Source organism: Acuticoccus mangrovi (genome assembly GCF_016411865.1).
In the GTDB taxonomy this organism is placed as follows: domain Bacteria; phylum Pseudomonadota; class Alphaproteobacteria; order Rhizobiales; family Amorphaceae; genus Acuticoccus; species Acuticoccus mangrovi.
Map to the genome: position 1 here is coordinate 525,756 of NZ_JAEKJA010000003.1, position 15,194 is coordinate 540,949.

At 66.1% G+C, this 15,194-nt stretch carries 18 protein-coding genes; 5 read left to right on the forward strand and 13 right to left on the reverse strand.

From position 1 onward, the window contains the following. Positions 1–508 precede the first annotated feature (508 nt). Complete coding sequence (locus JCR33_RS06395) at positions 509–1,048, forward strand: TetR/AcrR family transcriptional regulator (protein ID WP_198881177.1); 540 nt, start codon at positions 509–511, stop codon at positions 1,046–1,048. A gap of 10 nt (positions 1,049–1,058) precedes the next feature. Then, on the forward strand, positions 1,059–1,727 hold the full coding sequence (locus tag JCR33_RS06400; protein WP_198881178.1) for an NAD(P)H-dependent oxidoreductase: 669 nt from the start codon (positions 1,059–1,061) through the stop codon (positions 1,725–1,727). Between the two features lie 139 nt (positions 1,728–1,866). On the opposite strand, the gene JCR33_RS06405 is transcribed toward JCR33_RS06400, so the two are convergent. Next, positions 1,867–2,622, reverse strand: coding sequence for an SDR family oxidoreductase (locus JCR33_RS06405; protein ID WP_198881179.1), 756 nt, complete (start codon positions 2,620–2,622; stop codon positions 1,867–1,869). 350 nt (positions 2,623–2,972) lie between these two features. Further along, entirely contained in the window at positions 2,973–3,635 is a 663-nt protein-coding gene (locus JCR33_RS06410) for a TetR family transcriptional regulator (protein ID WP_198881180.1), read from the reverse strand. Positions 3,636–3,728: 93 nt separating this feature from the next. Between JCR33_RS06410 and JCR33_RS06415 the strand changes: the two genes are divergently transcribed. Continuing rightward, positions 3,729–4,385, forward strand: coding sequence for an O-methyltransferase (locus JCR33_RS06415; RefSeq protein ID WP_198881181.1), 657 nt, complete (start codon positions 3,729–3,731; stop codon positions 4,383–4,385). A 198-nt stretch (positions 4,386–4,583) separates the two neighbouring features. Here JCR33_RS06415 and JCR33_RS06420 read toward each other — a convergent pair whose 3' ends face one another. Next, positions 4,584–5,417 (reverse strand): oxidoreductase, encoded by an 834-nt coding sequence (locus JCR33_RS06420; protein ID WP_198881182.1) that lies wholly within the window; start codon positions 5,415–5,417, stop codon positions 4,584–4,586. Between the two features lies 1 nt (position 5,418). After that, complete coding sequence (locus tag JCR33_RS06425; RefSeq protein WP_332461129.1) at positions 5,419–6,366, reverse strand: NAD(P)-dependent oxidoreductase; 948 nt, start codon at positions 6,364–6,366, stop codon at positions 5,419–5,421. Between the two features lie 180 nt (positions 6,367–6,546). Between JCR33_RS06425 and JCR33_RS06430 the strand changes: the two genes are divergently transcribed. Next, a complete protein-coding gene (locus JCR33_RS06430; protein WP_198881184.1) occupies positions 6,547–7,122 on the forward strand; it encodes a TetR/AcrR family transcriptional regulator in 576 nt (191 codons plus the stop codon). 39 nt (positions 7,123–7,161) lie between these two features. Here the strand turns inward: JCR33_RS06430 and JCR33_RS06435 are convergent, their stop codons facing one another. The 4 genes from JCR33_RS06435 to JCR33_RS06450 all read right to left on the reverse strand — a co-directional run bounded on the left by JCR33_RS06435 (position 7,162) and on the right by JCR33_RS06450 (position 10,273). Then, the gene (locus tag JCR33_RS06435) at positions 7,162–7,938 is read right to left on the reverse strand and encodes a molybdopterin-binding protein (protein ID WP_198881185.1); all 777 of its coding nucleotides are present in this window, start codon (positions 7,936–7,938) and stop codon (positions 7,162–7,164) included. Then, positions 7,931–8,791 (reverse strand): cytochrome b/b6 domain-containing protein, encoded by an 861-nt coding sequence (locus JCR33_RS06440; protein ID WP_198881186.1) that lies wholly within the window; start codon positions 8,789–8,791, stop codon positions 7,931–7,933. Before JCR33_RS06440 ends, JCR33_RS06435 begins: the two co-directional genes overlap by 8 nt. A gap of 107 nt (positions 8,792–8,898) precedes the next feature. Continuing rightward, positions 8,899–9,531 carry a DUF5666 domain-containing protein gene (locus tag JCR33_RS06445; protein ID WP_198881187.1) on the reverse strand — a complete coding sequence of 211 codons (633 nt, stop codon included), beginning with the start codon at positions 9,529–9,531 and terminating at the stop codon, positions 8,899–8,901. Positions 9,532–9,685: 154 nt separating this feature from the next. Beyond that, positions 9,686–10,273 (reverse strand): TetR/AcrR family transcriptional regulator, encoded by a 588-nt coding sequence (locus JCR33_RS06450; RefSeq protein ID WP_198881188.1) that lies wholly within the window; start codon positions 10,271–10,273, stop codon positions 9,686–9,688. A 54-nt stretch (positions 10,274–10,327) separates the two neighbouring features. Here JCR33_RS06450 and JCR33_RS06455 point away from each other — a divergent pair, with 54 nt between their 5' ends. Then, positions 10,328–10,915 (forward strand): LysE family translocator, encoded by a 588-nt coding sequence (locus JCR33_RS06455; protein ID WP_232372312.1) that lies wholly within the window; start codon positions 10,328–10,330, stop codon positions 10,913–10,915. A gap of 103 nt (positions 10,916–11,018) precedes the next feature. Here the strand turns inward: JCR33_RS06455 and JCR33_RS06460 are convergent, their stop codons facing one another. The 5 genes from JCR33_RS06460 to JCR33_RS06480 form a co-directional block, all read right to left on the reverse strand. Beyond that, positions 11,019–11,852 (reverse strand): DMT family transporter, encoded by an 834-nt coding sequence (locus JCR33_RS06460; RefSeq protein ID WP_211110092.1) that lies wholly within the window; start codon positions 11,850–11,852, stop codon positions 11,019–11,021. Between the two features lie 230 nt (positions 11,853–12,082). After that, positions 12,083–13,063 (reverse strand): arginase family protein, encoded by a 981-nt coding sequence (locus JCR33_RS06465; RefSeq protein WP_198881191.1) that lies wholly within the window; start codon positions 13,061–13,063, stop codon positions 12,083–12,085. A gap of 21 nt (positions 13,064–13,084) precedes the next feature. Beyond that, positions 13,085–13,855: an amino acid ABC transporter ATP-binding protein gene (locus JCR33_RS06470; RefSeq protein ID WP_198881192.1), complete on the reverse strand. Its 771-nt coding sequence runs from the start codon at positions 13,853–13,855 to the stop codon at positions 13,085–13,087. After that, complete coding sequence (locus JCR33_RS06475) at positions 13,852–14,505, reverse strand: amino acid ABC transporter permease (protein WP_198881193.1); 654 nt, start codon at positions 14,503–14,505, stop codon at positions 13,852–13,854. The genes JCR33_RS06470 and JCR33_RS06475 overlap by 4 nt, the downstream gene beginning before the upstream one ends. Beyond that, positions 14,498–15,154, reverse strand: coding sequence for an amino acid ABC transporter permease (locus tag JCR33_RS06480; RefSeq protein ID WP_211110093.1), 657 nt, complete (start codon positions 15,152–15,154; stop codon positions 14,498–14,500). Before JCR33_RS06480 ends, JCR33_RS06475 begins: the two co-directional genes overlap by 8 nt. Between the last annotated feature and the right edge of the window lie 40 nt (positions 15,155–15,194).

Consider the following 15,194-nt stretch of genomic DNA (forward strand, 5'->3'; position numbering starts at 1 on the left):
TTTTAGAGTAGTTATGATTGATACAAAAAATTCGCCACTGGGAACCGTGGCATGTCTTTCGCTCCAAGGCAAATACGTGATCGCCTTGCTGTAAAGGCTGCTGGGCCCAAGACGCACCCCCGCGACCACATACCGACTGGGTGTGGATGTCAGCCAATCTCGGCAGAGCGCCTCAAGCCTTGAGCGAGCGGATCGGCGGCAAAGGACCCACTCACACGTCATAAACTGAAGGAGCGTCGCAATAGATGCATTGATAGTGGCGGCGCGGCCGTCAAGGCAAGCAACCAGCCGGAGCCAAAGCTTCGGAGCCCATCGCTTTTCAGTAGACGATGGAAGTAACTCAGAAACGAGTGCACGAGGAAGCGGCACAAAATTCATCTCACGCGCTGGCACCACTCGCTCACTTAAGTCGCGAAAGTTGGCTCGTGGCAGCGGGCTGCCTCCTGTCCACCCATGCGCGACCCGACCTCACTTGACGATGTAAAACGCTCGTTTTACATCGGTGGGTGTGGACATCAAGACTCACATTATCTCGCGGGCTGAGCCCGTCTTCGACGAGAATGGATTCGCGGCGACCGGGATGGACCGACTCACGCAAGCCGCGCAGGTTTCCAGCAGGACGCTCTACAAGCATCTCGGCGGAAAGACCGAGCTCATCTGTGCGGTGCTCGACGCGCGTCGGCAGCGGTTCTTCGACCAGCTCGACGTCGACAGTGTCGATGCTCTTTTCGCGGCACTCGAAACGTGGGCGCGAACGGAGGGGGCACGCGGATGCTTCTTTCTGCGGGCTCAGGGCGAAATGGGCGGCAGGGAACCGGCCGTGGCCGCTCAGGTCTCGAACTATCGCCGGGAGCTCCACGAACGGATCGCGCGCGTGCTCGCGAACGACCTCGGAGAGGCGGCCGACGGCGATCTCCTCGACCAGATCCTCGTCCTCTTCGAGGGCGCGACATCGATGGCGAGCTACCGCGGACCGGCGGCGTTCGCCGCAGCCCGATCGGCGGCCGCGCGCCTCCTCAACCGCACGACCGGACACGCCAACCAATGAGGCCGACCCCATGCACCTCATGACTGTCTTTGCCCATCCCTATACCGACAAGTATCCAGCTGCCGTCCTGACGCGCTTTGTCGAACCGTTCCGGACGGCGTCTTATTCTGTCGATATCCTCGACCTTCACGCCGAACACTTCGATCCACGGTTCACCACCGACGATCATGCGCATTTCTGGGGCGGACCCGTTCCGGCGGACATCGCCGAGATGCATCGACGGATCGAACGAGCCGACAAGCTCGCCTTCGTCTTTCCGGTCTACTGGTGGGGAATGCCCGCCATCATGAAGGGGTGGATCGAGCGGGTCTTCACACCCGGCTGGGCTTACCAATACGGCAAGGGCGTCGAAGATCGGGGAAAGGCGCCGCTGTCGTCGCTGCTTGGGAACGTGCCCACCGTGCTGATCGGAATCGGAGGGTCAACCCAGGCGACATACGACAAATACGGCTACGCCGACGCGATGCGGACGCAGATCGATGTCGGCACTTTCGCGTATTGTGGCATCACGGACGTGGAGAGCCACCTCATTTTCAACGTGGAAGGCGAACACAACGCGCCCAACCGCCGCCAGGGGCTGACGATGGTCGAGGGGATCGCTCACACCTTCATGTCGCCCGAACGGGCCGTGCGCAACGCGAAGCAAGACCATCTGCGAGCGAGAGGCTTCGCCGCCTGATCCCGCCCCGCAGGGCGGTTGTCGCGGCGGGACATGGCGGGGCCGGAGACCCTGCGCCATCGGACCAACGTCGCCCCCTGACGGAGAGCGCGAGAGGCGGGCCCACGGCAGGGCCCGCCTCCGACGTCCACCCGAGGGCTCAGGCGGGGTTCATCGCCGCGAAGATCGCCTCATATTGGCCGTCCCGCTCCGCCCATCTTCTGGGGAAGTCTCGTTCGAGCAGCACCTCGCCGCGGGGGTGGTTCCCCGCCTCCAACAATCGCATCACCTCGGCGACGTAGTCGGCGAGCGGCATCGCCCGGGGATCGGACGCCTGCTGCGCGCCGGTCAGCGCGGTCTGCACATAGGGGGGCGAAAGCTCCAGCACCTCGACCGGGCCGTTGCGCAACTGATGGCGCAGCGACGTCAGCCAGGAGTGCAGGAACGCCTTGCTCGCGCAATAGGTCGGGAAGTCCGCGCGCGGCACGAAGGCGAGCGCAGAACTCGTCGCCATGATGGTCGCGCGCGGCTGCCGCTTCAGGATCGGCAGGAAGGCGGCTGTCGTGCGCAGCACTCCGAGGATGTTCGTCTCGACGACCGCTTCGGCGTCGGAGATGTCCCAGTTCTCCGCGGTCATGTCCTCCGGCCTCGAGACGCCGGCGTTGGCGACAAGCACGTTGAGATCGGGAAATGCCGCGTGAACCGTCTGCGCGGCGTGCGCCAGAGCCGTGCGGTCGGTCACGTCGACCTTCATCCCGACCAGTCCGGGACGCTCCGCCGTCATGGTGTCGAGCAGGTCTTGCCGACGCCCCGCAACGACGACGCGATTGCCGCGGTCGTGGAACGTTTCCGCCAGCGCGCGGCCGATGCCGCTCGTCCCGCCGGTGACGAACATCGTATTGCCAGTCATCTTCATGAATTGTGCGGCTCCCTCAGGCCTTTGTCACGGGAAGGCCACGGCAACCGGATGACCCCACCGAGCGCCCGCCGGCAAGCGCCGCGATCGTCGCGACGATGCGGGCCCGTCGGACCGTGCGGTATCGACCGACATGCGGCGGCTGGGCAGAGGTGTGAAGGCATACCGTGGCACCGTTAGGCCGAGATCTCCCTGCTGGGGTCCTCTCGACATAGGATGCGTTGGATGACGGTAACGCCTACGGCAGCGCGATGCGTGCGACTGCACTCAACCGGCTATCCGAGCCGGCCGCGATCGTCAAGGCGGGCACCCTCCCCCCTCGCGCGGCGAGGGCGCTCGCCGACGAGACGTCACTCACCCGAGGCGCTCTCGACGGGATCGGCGCCATGCTTCAGTCCATTCAGATAGGCGCACAGCATGTCGGACATCGCGTCCGCGTAAGCGCCGATCTCGGCGTCGGCTCTGGGTGTCTCGGAAAACTCCTTCGCCACGGCGGTCATCGTCGTAAGGACCAGATCGCCGGCGAGTTGCCGCGTCGCATCGGGAGCATCCGGGAGGACCTCACGCATGAACCTTGCGGCGATGCGATCGCCTTCGGCATCGATTTCCCGCGCCTCGGGAGCGTCTCGGTAGAGCGGCGCGGCGTCGTTCAAGGCCACGCGAAGCGCCGCCTCTTCGACCTCCGAGCGGACGAAGCGATGGACGAGGGTTCGCAGCCGGTCGAGCGGCGGGGACGTGGTGTCACCGAGGATGGCATCACACTGTGCGCTCGTCTGCCGCCATTCGTCGCTTTGCAGCCGGAACAGGATCGCCGCCTTGTTCGGAAAATACTGGTAGAGCGAGCCGACGCTGACGCCTGCCTTCTCGGCAACGCGAGCGGTCGTGAAACGCCGCGCGCCCTCCTGCGCCAAAACCTGAGCCGCCGCCTCCAGTATCGCTGCGACGAGCTCGGTCGAGCGGGCCTGTTTGGGCTGCTTTCGTGAGGAAATCTGGGGCGCTGATTGATCGGTCATCGGGCTCTCGGGAACGCGAATAGAAAATGCGACGAAACAATCGTATTTCTACGAGGAAACTAAAACAACCCTCTATTTCAATAGGATCTCTCGATGACCACTCTCGACGCTGCACCTGTTGCGCCTCTGTTGGACCGGCTGTTCGCGGAGGCCGACGCCGCGAGAAGCCCGACCATGACCGCACTCTCCCGTGACGAGTGGGAGCGGCTGATGCACAGCAAGACCGAATATCTTCATCTTTATGAGCTGATGAAGGATCTCTGGCTGCCGGTTTCGCGGGAGACCGGAGTGCTTCTCTACATGCTGGCGCGCAGCACGAGCGCGCGCAGTGTCGTCGAATACGGCACGTCCTTCGGCATTTCGACGCTGCATCTGGCGGCGGCCCTGCGCGACAACGGCGGCGGGCACCTGATCACCAGCGAGTTCGAGCCCTCCAAGGTGGCGCGCGCACGTCAGCATCTAACGGAGGGCGGGCTGGTCAATCTGGTCGAGATCCGCGAGGGCGATGCCCTCAAGACGCTGAGCGTCGATCTGCCCGACGGCATCGACCTCCTGCTGCTTGACGGGGCCAAGGCGCTCTATCCCGAAATCCTGGGCTTGGTCGAAGGCCACCTCAGACCCGGCGCGCTCGTCGTCGCGGACAATGCCGATTTCTGCCCGGAATATCTGGAGCGCGTGCGTGCGCCGGACAGCGGCTACATGTCCATACCGTTCGCCGAGGATATCGAGCTCTCGATGCGGCTGGGCTGAGCCACGGCCCATCCTCGCCACTCCCCTCTCGACGCCGCCACCGACACCGGACCGAACGGGCGACCCCGCCCATGAAACCCGCGGCGGCAGTGGCCTGCCGCCGTTCCGGGAGAGCCTGCCGGCCCGGTGGCTCGAGGTTTTCGCGCCCGGGGCCGTCAAGGACGCGCCGCCTCGGAGGGGTACGGGCGCTGGGCGCGGCTAGGCCGGGTCGAAGTCGGTCGCGATGCCGACCGAGCGCCAGGCCTCGACATCGGCGCCCAAGCTGGCAAGCTTCGCATCGGCCGCTTGAAACGCGCGCGCGCCGAGCGGCAGACGGAGCGGCGGCGACTCGGCGTCCAGCGCTTGCATCAGCACTGCGATGGCCTTGGCGGGGTCGCCCGCCTGCCGGCCGTCATTTGTCTCCCTATACCGCCGGCGACGTCCCGCGGTCTCGGCGTACTCGGGCATTTCGTGCGAGGCGACGGTGATCGATCTCCCGAGGAAATCGGTCCGAAACGGTCCCGGCTCCACGAGCATGACCCTGATGCCGAAGGGGGCGAGTTCCTGTGCCAGCGCCTCGGACAGCCCTTCGACGGCGAATTTCGTGGCGTTGTAGTAGCCCGATCCGGCGCTACCCGAGATCCCCGCGGTCGACGAGAAATTGACGATCACACCACCCCGCGCACGCAGCGTCGGCAACGCGGCGCGGGTCGTCTCGATGAGGCCGAAGACATTGGTCTCGAACAGCGGGCGATATTCCTCCGGGGCCCCCTCCTCCAACGCGCCGATGAAGCCATAGCCGGCATTGTTGACCAGGATGTCGATCCCGCCGAACCGCTCGTTCGCCAGAGCGAGGGCGGCTCGGGCCGTTTCGGGTCGCGTCACGTCGAGGACGGCCGGGACGATGCTCTCGGGGTGCGCGGCGACCAGTGGCGCGAGTTTCGACACGTCGCGTGCAGTCGCCACGACGCGGTCGCCACGGCTCGCCGCCGCCTCGGCCAGAAGTGAGCCGAAGCCGCTCGAACATCCGGTGATCAGCCAGGTCTTGGGCATATCACTGGTCCCCTTTCTCTACCGCGCCTTTGCGCGTCAAACGTGCCATAGCCGACCAGTCCTCTGCACCAAGACCCGCCTCCACCGCCTCACTCATCCGGCCCCGCACCGTCTCCAGCATCGGCGTGCTCAGCGCCCGCGCCCGGGCCGCATCGGTCGCGAGACGGAGATCCTTGAGCCCGAGCGTCAGCTTGAACCCCGGAGCATGGCGTTCCTCGACGATCTTGCCGCCGTAGTTCTGGTAAACCCGGCAGCCGAAGAGGGTCTGCGTCAAGAGGGCAGTGAAATCCGCCGGGGCGACCCCATAGGCTTCCGTCAGAGTGATCCCCTCGGCCAGCGCCTCGATCGCCATGGTGATCATCATGTTGCCCGCGATCTTCGAGATATTTGCCTGCGCCGGATGCTCGCCCATGCGGAAGACCCGCTTGCCCAGGACCTCCAGCACCGGCCGGACGCGCTCCACGGCCTCAGATGGCCCCGCGGCCATGATGTTCAGCGCCCCCGCTTCCGCCACGTCGGGCGTGCCGAAGACCGGCGCGGCGACATAGCCGAGCCCCGCCGCTGCATGATCCCTGGCCAATTCCTCCGACAGAGCCGGAGAGATCGTCGCCATCATGACCTGCACCGCCCCCGGACGCGCCGCGTTCAGTCGCCCGTGGGCCTGCAGGATCTCGCGCACCGCCGCATCGTCGGACAGCATAGTGATGATCGTATCCGCCTGCATCGCCTCCGTTGGATCGGAGACGAGCGCGACGCCCGGGACGGCCCCTGGCTCCAGACACGAACGGTTCCAGCCACGCACCGCGTGGCCCGCCGCCGCGAGATTGGCGGCCAGATGCCGCCCCATACTTCCCAGGCCGACTACGCCGATATCCATGTCCGCTTTCCTTCGGGCTGCCGGGGCGTCAGTGCTTGGGGACGTCCGATGATCGCTCCGCCGTTCGGGCAACGTCCCGCCCGGCTGGACATCGTCCCTCCCAGACTTATGAAGTGATCATTCCATAAATCTCCGACGCTTGTCAACGATTTCCAGAGTGCCTACTCCATAAGTCGACAAATCGACGAGGCCGGCATGGCACGAACGGGTCGTCCCCGCAGTTTCGACCGAGAGAGCGCGTTGGACGCCGCGATGCGGCTATTTTGGCTGCAGGGGTACGAGGCGACCACGGTCAGCCAGCTCGCCGCCGCCATGGGCAAGCTGTCGTCGGCGAGCTTCTATGCCGCCTTCGGCTCCAAAGAGATCCTGTTTCGTGAGATTCTGGAGCGCTATGAGGCGATCCACGGTCAAGCTCTGGCGCCGCTCAGCGACACCACCCTGCCGCCACGCGAAGCCGTGGAACGGGCGCTGCGGGCCTCGGTTCGCATGCAGACCGCGCCGGACCTGCCGACCGGATGCCTCGTAGCCCTCGGAGCGTCCGGCTGGTCGGAACACAACGCCGCGCTTGCGGCCTGCGTCGCGGAAACCCGCGCCCGCAATCGCGCCAGCTTCTCCGCCTGCGTCGACCGCGCCGTCGCCGTCGGTGACCTCGACCCCGAGAGCAACACCGCGGCCCTCGGTCTGATGTTCGACACGGTTCTCCTCGGCCTCTCGATCGAGGCGCGCGACAGGCTGCCCCGCGCGCAGCTCGAGGAGGTGGTGGCCGTGACTATGCGCCTCTGGGACAGCTTTGCGCCCCAGGGAAGAGCCGCCGCCACGCGCGGGTGACCGTCGTCCCGGCCCGGCGACGGCGCACGCGACACCCGCTCAGATCCCCGCGTACCATTGATATCCGCGGTCTTCCCAGAAGCCGCCTCGGCCACCCCAGAGGTTCTCGAAACCGTCGACCACATCGATTTGCATGACGTACTTGGCGTGCTTGTAGCCGAGCTGCCGCTCCACCCGCAGCCGAAGCGGGGCGCCGTGCCCCACCGTCAAGGCCGCGTCGTTCATCGCGTAGGCGAGGATCGTCTGCGGATGGAACGCGTCGATCAGGTCGATGCTCTCGTAGTAGCGGCCACTGCCGTCGAACGTCCTCTCCAGCTCGTCGGCACAGTGAAAGACGGCAAAGCGAGCGTTGGGCTTCAGTCCCGCCATCTGCAGGACGTGGCCGAGCGGAACGCCGGTCCATTTGCCGATCGCACTCCAACCTTCGACGCAGTCGTGGCGGGTGATCTGGGTGCGCGACGGAAGTGCCCTGAGGTCGGCCAGCGAGAGCTCGAGCGACCGGTCGACCAGCCCGCCGATTTTCAGTTTCCAGTCGGCGAACCCACTCCGATGGAGCGCGGCATAGGCTGCGGAATCGGGCGCCTGCGTGCCGTTGACGCGGAACGTCGGAGAGATGTCGGCCTCCGAGAATTCGCGGGCCAGCGACCCACGCCAGAGCAAGGCACGCTGTGCGTCCATCGTAACCCACTCGGCCGACTGCAAGACGGCGTCGACGTCCGCGCCCCGCCCCAGCGCAGCATAGCCGCCGGCCGCGAGCGCACCGGCGCCGAGCGCGCCGCCGATCAGGAAGCGCCGGCGGGTCAGGGGGTTACTCATGCGACAGCTCCTTCGGGCGGATGGCGTACCGGCCGGTGATCATCGAGCGCATGTTGTTCCAAGGGCCCGAGAGCACGACCATGGCGACGTGGATGACGACGAAGAGGACGATCAGCGATGCGGAGATGAAGTGAATGGTGCGGGCCGACTGACGCCCCCCGAAGATGTCGAGAAGCTGCGGAAACGCCGCATCCATCCCGGGCGACATGGTCAGGCCCGTGAGCACCATCAACGGCAGCAGCCCCGCGATGACGACGATATAGCTGAGCTTCTGGAGCGTGTTGTAGTTCCGGGCCTCCTCACCCGACGGGAAGCGCAGGCGGGCATGGTCGACGATCTCCCGCCATATGTGACGCGGGCCGAGTTGACGGCGATCCGGCAACAGATCGCGGCGCAGGTGCCCGCTCCACAGGCCGTGGACGAGATAGACGAGGCCGTTGAAAACGAAGACCCACGCAAAGAAGAAGTGCCAGCGACGACCGGCGGCGAGATCCTGGTAGGAGGGAAGCGTGAGCCAGGCGGGGAACGCCCGGCGCATCCGCACACCGTCCACCGTCGATAGACCCAGCGCACCCGTGGTGGCGAGGGAAACGCCGCCGACCTTCAGGTAGCCTCGCGGCTTCCCATTGGCCTCATCGGCTCCGATCTCGACGACGGCGGGGTCGGCATCTGCGCCGTACTCGCCCCAGTGAAGCCGCGGATAGGCGTTGAAGATCTGAAGGCCGCTCAAGAGCAGGACACAGAGGCACAGCACATTCACCCAATGCGTCAGACGGGTCAGGACGGAGTGGCGTCGGATCAGCACGCTTTTCCGGCGCGAGGTCGATCGCCGCCGTGGCGTCTCGTGAGACATGGCAAGGTCCTGTGGTTGGCTGAACAGGTGGTGATGGGAGCGACGAGCGAGGTCGAGGCTCCCACCGGCCGGACGGGCTGAGACGCCCGCCCGGTGGTGGCGTCGCCTCACATCGGCGGGACAACGCCGTTGGTGCCGACGACGATGCGCTGCGCCGTCATCGTCCCGTCCGCGGCCTTCCTGGCCGGGATGAACACGACGGCGCCCGGCTTCAGATCGGACTTGGTAGCCGGCGCGAAGGTGACGACGGGCGTTCCTTGCGGAACGGCGATCGTCTTCTCCTTCCCGTGGTAGGAGACGGTGACGGTTTGGCCGTCCACACTCGTGACGGCGTCGGCGACGGTGGCGTTGGTCATGGTGCTGTTCGGCTTCAGATCCCATCCGAAGCTGCCTTCGCCGGTGCCCTTCAGCGCCGAGGGGAAGATCAGCACCTCGAGCGCCCCGTCGCCGCCGTCCGCCGTGGGCAGCGAGGCGATGCCGACATAGTCGCCCGGCTTGATGTCCGAGATGTCTGCGCCCGCGACGCCCGACACCATCCACCCGTTCGCGAGGGTGATGTCGACGGTTTCGCCTTCGCGCGTCCTGACGTCCAACGTCCCGTCCGCGAAGTTCACGACGGAGCCGCGCACGTTGACCGGTTGCGCCGCGGCATCCTGGGCCGCAGCAGGGGATCCGATGCCTGTGGCGAGCGGCAGGCTGACGATGGCCGCAAGCAAGGCCGGTCCGAATTTGGTGATCATGTCATCTCCTTTATACCTACTAGTAGGTATATTGCTGGCGCAAATTTGTGTGAGAGCCGATGCGGTGCGCCGAATCTCCGCAACGACTTGAAAGGAAATTCACCACGTAGCTACCGACTAGATGGTAGGCTAGGTTGGCAAATTGTCACCCCTCTCATTGTCGACGAGCGACGAGCCTCTCGATCAAGGGTTGGGTCACGACGGTGAAGACCGAGGGGTCTCCGTACGCCCGCGCCGAGAGCATTGCGCCGTGCACCGTTGCAATGAACCCCTCCGCCTCGGATCGTGCGGTCCCGGCCAGAGTGAGCGTCCCCTCATCCGCACCTTGCTCCATGAGAGAGGTCAGCCAATCCGAGAACATCCGAAAATAGGCCCGGACCTCCGCGACGACCTCCGATGGAAGAACCGGAAGTTCGGTTGCGAGCAGCGCGCAGACGCAAAACGTCCGCGTCGCGTCGGCGATGCAGCCCGCCCAGTATCCCGTATAGGCGCGGAGCTGATCCGCGGGTTGCGGATAGGCACGCCCGAGCTCGGCGATCGCCGTCTCGGCATCTTCGCGGTAGCGCACCACGAGCGTGCGAACCAGATCGACCTTGCTGGGAAAGTGGTGGTGAATGCTCGCCTTGCGAATGCCGACCACTTTGGAGATGTCGGCATAGCTGAAGCCGTTATACCCCCCTTCGATGATGAGCGAGCGCGCGCAACGAAGAATGTCGTCAGAGGTGCTTGTCAGGTTGCTCATAAGATTAATCTACCTTCTAGTAGGATGACTGTCAAGTGGCGAGATCGGATGAAAATGGATACCCTGCCCACCCTCGCGCTGTTCGTCGTCTCCGCCACCATCACGCCGGGACCGAACAACATTATGGTGATGGCGTCCGGTGCGAACTTCGGTTTTCGCCGTTCGCTGCCTCACCTCAGCGGCGTCGCCACCGGCGTTCTCGGCATCACCCTGTCGGTTGGCCTGGGGCTGATGGCCGTCTTCGACATGTTTCCGGTGCTGGAGCAGGTGTTGCTCGGCGTGTCCGCCGTCTACCTCCTGTGGCTCGCATGGAAGATCGCGAACACCATGCCAACCAAGGCGAAGAGCACGGCGGCTCACCCGCTGACGTTCGTCCAAGCCGCGACCTTTCAGGTGGTGAACCCGAAGATCTGGGCAATCGGCCTCTCCGCCATCACCCTCTATGCGCCCGAGCGTTCCCTGGCCTCCACGCTCCTGGTCGCCTCGTCTTTCGCCGCCGCCGGTCTGGCGTCGAACGCGATCTGGACCAGCATGGGCACCACGCTGCGCCACTGGCTGGCCGTGGGACAAAGGTTCAGGGCTTTCAATATCGCCATGGCGCTCCTGCTCGTCGCCTCGCTCTACCCGTTGTTGTTCCGCTAGCTCGTCTTCGACCCATCATGCGAGCACGTCGCCGAGCGGCACGCCGCACGACTCCGGTCCGCACTCTCAGATCGACTGACCGCCCATCCCCATCGATGCCGGGTCAGAGCGTCGGCGCGGCGCCCTCGCGGAAGGACCAGAGGCAGGAGCCGAGAATGACGGCGGCGCCGAGGACCGTGTGCCAGGCCGGGACGCTCGAAAAGAGCACCACGCCGGCCACGGTGGCGAAGAAGAGCTGGGCGTATTGCAGCGGCGCGATGCTGGCGGCGGGGGCCGCGCGGAACGCCGAGGCGAGGAGCAGGAACGAGCAGCCGGTGAGAAGACCGCTCGCCATGACGAGCATCAAGTCGAGCCCGCGCGGCTCGACCCAGACGGCCGGCACGACGAAGGGCGCGATCAGCAACGCGCAGACATTCCCTACGGTCCCCGTCGATTCCACCGTCTCGCCGTTGAGGCCGAGCCGGCGCAGGAGGATCATGTTGACCGCCATCCCCGACGCCCCGATCAACGGGATGAGGCTCGCCCACCGGAATGCCACGCCGGACGGCTCCAGGACGATGAGAACGCCGCAGAAGCCGATCGCGACCGCCGCCCAGCGCCGCGGCGAGACGTGCTCCTTCAGCACCGCCGCCGCGAGCAGCGTCGCAATCAGCGGCGAGGAGAACAGGATCGCGTAGACGTCCACGAGCGGGAAATGCACGTAGCTCCAGAAGTTGACCACCGTCGTCGCCACCGTCACGCCGCCGCGCACGAGGTGGAGGCGCCAGCGGCGCGGCTTCATCCGCCGGACGTCACCACGAAGCCACGCGATGGTGAGGATCGCCACCAGCGCGAAGCCGCAGTTGAACAGCGTGATCTGGAAGACGTGGTAATGCGCTCCGAGCAGTTTCACGAGCGCGTCGACGCACGTGAGGAGCGCGTACGACGCCAGCGCCATGACCACGCCCCGAGTTGTAGCCGACACGCCGAACTCTCCTGACTTTGCTCGCTCGGACGAGCCGCACCGTTCGCCGGAGCGCATCGCTCCGGCGTCTGGGCCCGCCTTGATCGTGGGTGATGCCGTCTAGCGCCGGCTCGATGGACGTCCGTTCATCGAGCCACCCCTAGAGCCCTGTGTGTGAGCGTCTTCCGCGCGGCGGACCCGCTCTCTCTTCGCCGCGATGCGCGCTAGCGTGGACGGACCGCGAGGCCGCAGGCCGCCTGCAGGAAGCACACGCAGGCGTTGTCGAGCCCGGTGCCGAAGAGGTCCATCGTCTTGTCGACCTCCACGACGATCAGCGTCGACACGGCCGGATGGGCGCCGATCACGTTGCACGCCTCGTGCAGCTCCCATGGCGCGATCTGACCGGGGCGCGCGCCGGGCGAGGCCGGCCCGTAGCCCGCGTCGAGGACGTCGACGTCGATGTCGACGATGATCGTGTCGACGCGCTCGGCGAGCTGGTCGAGATGGCGGGCGACGCACGCCGCAAAGCCCTCCCGCCGCGCCGGCCCCGCTTCCACGATGGTGAAGCCGTGCTCGTCGCAATAGCGCCGGTAGACGGGCGAGTTGCCGAACGGGGCGATGCCGATCTGCACCACGTTGGAGCCGAGAAGGCCATCCTCCTCGATCATGAAGCGGACGGCCGCCCCGTTGTGTGGACCCTGGTTGCGATAGCCGAGCCGCACGTCGTGGTGGGAATCGAGCATCATCAGCCCGATCCGCCCCGGATCCTCGTGCAGCCCCGTCAGCACCGGGCGCATCACCGCGTCATCCCCGCCGATGCAGAAGAGGAGATCCGGCACCCCGCGCGCCGCAAGCTCGGTGAACTCCGTCTTGATCTTCTCTTGCGCCGGCACGTTGTGGAGATGGCCGATCTCGAGGGTTCCGAGGTCGCTCGCCCGCACCTCCTCGCTGAGATAGACGGAGCGCGGATCGGTGATGCCGACCCCTGCGCCGAAGCAGGCGAAGCGCTCCAGATGCTGCCGGAACAGGGCCGGCGTCATGTGCTGCGCGGCGGGTGGGGCGGAGGACTGGGAGAGCGGCACGCCGATCACGCCGATGTGGGGCGCGGAGGCCGGCTGCTCGCCGTAGTCGCCGCGCAGCCACTCTGCGGCCGTCGGCCAGGCCGGATCGCCGGGAATGCCGGGCATGGGTTCGCGAATATACACAACGTCCTCTCGTCTCTGGATCTAGGGATGGAGCATCTTGCCGAGGAAGGCGCGGGTGCGCGGGTTCTGCGCCTCGCCGAAGATCTGCTCGGGCGGGCCCTCCTCGACGATCCGCCCGGCCTCCATGAAGATCGTGCGGTCGGCGATCTGCCGGGCGAAGCCCATCTCGTGGGTCACGATCAGCATGGCGACGGAGCGCTCCGCCGACAGGTCGCGGATCACCTCGAGCACTTCGCCGACCCGCTCCGGGTCGAGCGCCGACGTCACCTCGTCGAAGAGCAGCACCTTGGGGTTCATCGCCAGCGCCCGGGCGATCGCCACTCGCTGCTGCTGGCCGCCGGAGAGCTGGTTCGGAAACGCCTTCACCTTGTCGGAGAGACCGACCTGGGCGAGGAGGCGATGCGCGAGGTCGACGGCCTCGCCGCGCCGCATTCCGGCGACGTGGATCGGCGCCTCGACGAGGTTCTGCTCGATCGTCATGTGCGGAAACAGGTTGAACTGCTGGAACACCATGCCGAGCTTGCTGCGATAGGCGCGCAGCACGGCGTTCGACGTTTTCGGCGCCTTGCCGAGCCGGTCGCCGAAGTGCAGCGTCACGCCGTCGACGGCGAGGTCGCCCCAGTCGGGCATCTCCACCGTCATCAGCGTGCGCAGGACCGTGGTCTTGCCCGACCCGCTCGGCCCGATCAGCACCACCTTCTCGGCCGGCGCGATGTCGAGGTTGAAGCGGTCGAGCACCGGCACGTCGGTGTAGGTCTTGCTGATGTCGCGCATCGTGGCGATCGGGGTCATGCCGGCACCCGCGTGACGCGCTCGATCCACCGGGTGAGCACGGAATAGAGCGAGCTCAGGACCAGGAAGATCAGGCCGAGCGCGGTGAAGACTTCCGTGTACTTGAAGGTTTCGAACGCGAGTTGACGGCCGACGCCGACGAGCTCCGGAATGGTGATGACCGAAAGCAGCGGACTCTCCTTGAGCATCGCGATCGCGCAGTTGCCGAAGGCCGGAATCATCGGGATCACCGCCTGCGGCAGCAGGATGCGCCACCAGGCACGCCAGCGCGGGATGTTGAGCGCGACGACGGCATCGTGCTGGCTGCGCGGGATCGACCGGATGCCGGCCTTGTAGATCTCGCTCGCGTAGGTGCCGTAGTGCGTGCCGATGATGAGCACCGCCGTGAGGAAAGGCGGCAGCGTCAGACCGTAGAAGGGCAGGACGTAGAAGACGAAATAGATCTGGATCAGAAGCGGGCTGACGCGCACGCACTGGGCGAGGACGTAGGCGAGGCGCGCGATCGGCCACGCCGCGTAGAGCTGCACCACGGCCAGGACCAGCCCCAGACAGAGCGACAGCGCCATGCCGAGCACGGTGATGAGGATGGTGACCCCCGTCGCCGACAACAGCACCGGCAGGTGGGCGATCAGGAACTCGAGGTCAAACATGGGCGCCACCCCAGCGCCGCGTCACGCAGGCGTCGAGCAGCGCCACGCCGCGCGCCAGCGGCCAGCCGAAGGCGATGTAGATCACCATCAAGACGCCGTAGACGATCGGCGCCTGACCATTGAGGGCGATCAACATCTGGCCGCGATAGAGAAGGTCCGCGATCGACACCAACGCCAGCAGCGGCGTGCTCTTCATCATCTCGAGGAGGAGATTGCCCATCGGCAGGATCATGCGGGCGGCCGCCTGCGGCAGGATGATGCGATAGAAGGCGCGTACCCGCGGGATGTTCAGCGCGATGATCGCGTCCCGCTGGTTCGATGCGACGGCGAGCAGGGCGCCGCGCGTCAGCTCCGCACCGTAGGAGCCGGCATTGAGCCCCAACGCCAGCGTGCCGACCCAGAAGGGGGCGAGCGATACCCCGAGCAGCGGCAGCACATAGTAGAAGTAGAAGAGCTGCACCAGGAAGGACGTGCCCCGGAAGACCTCGATGTAGGTGAGGCACAGGACGCGCACCAAGCGCTGCGACGACAGAGACCCCAGCCCCGCGAGGATCGCCAGCGCGAGGCCGACGATCACGGCGGATCCGAGGATGCTGAACGTTGCCGCCAGTCCGGGAAGGACGAAGACGACGATGTCCAGCACGGACATGGTTTGGTTCATGACGATCGCCCGCCGTATGGGGCCCGCG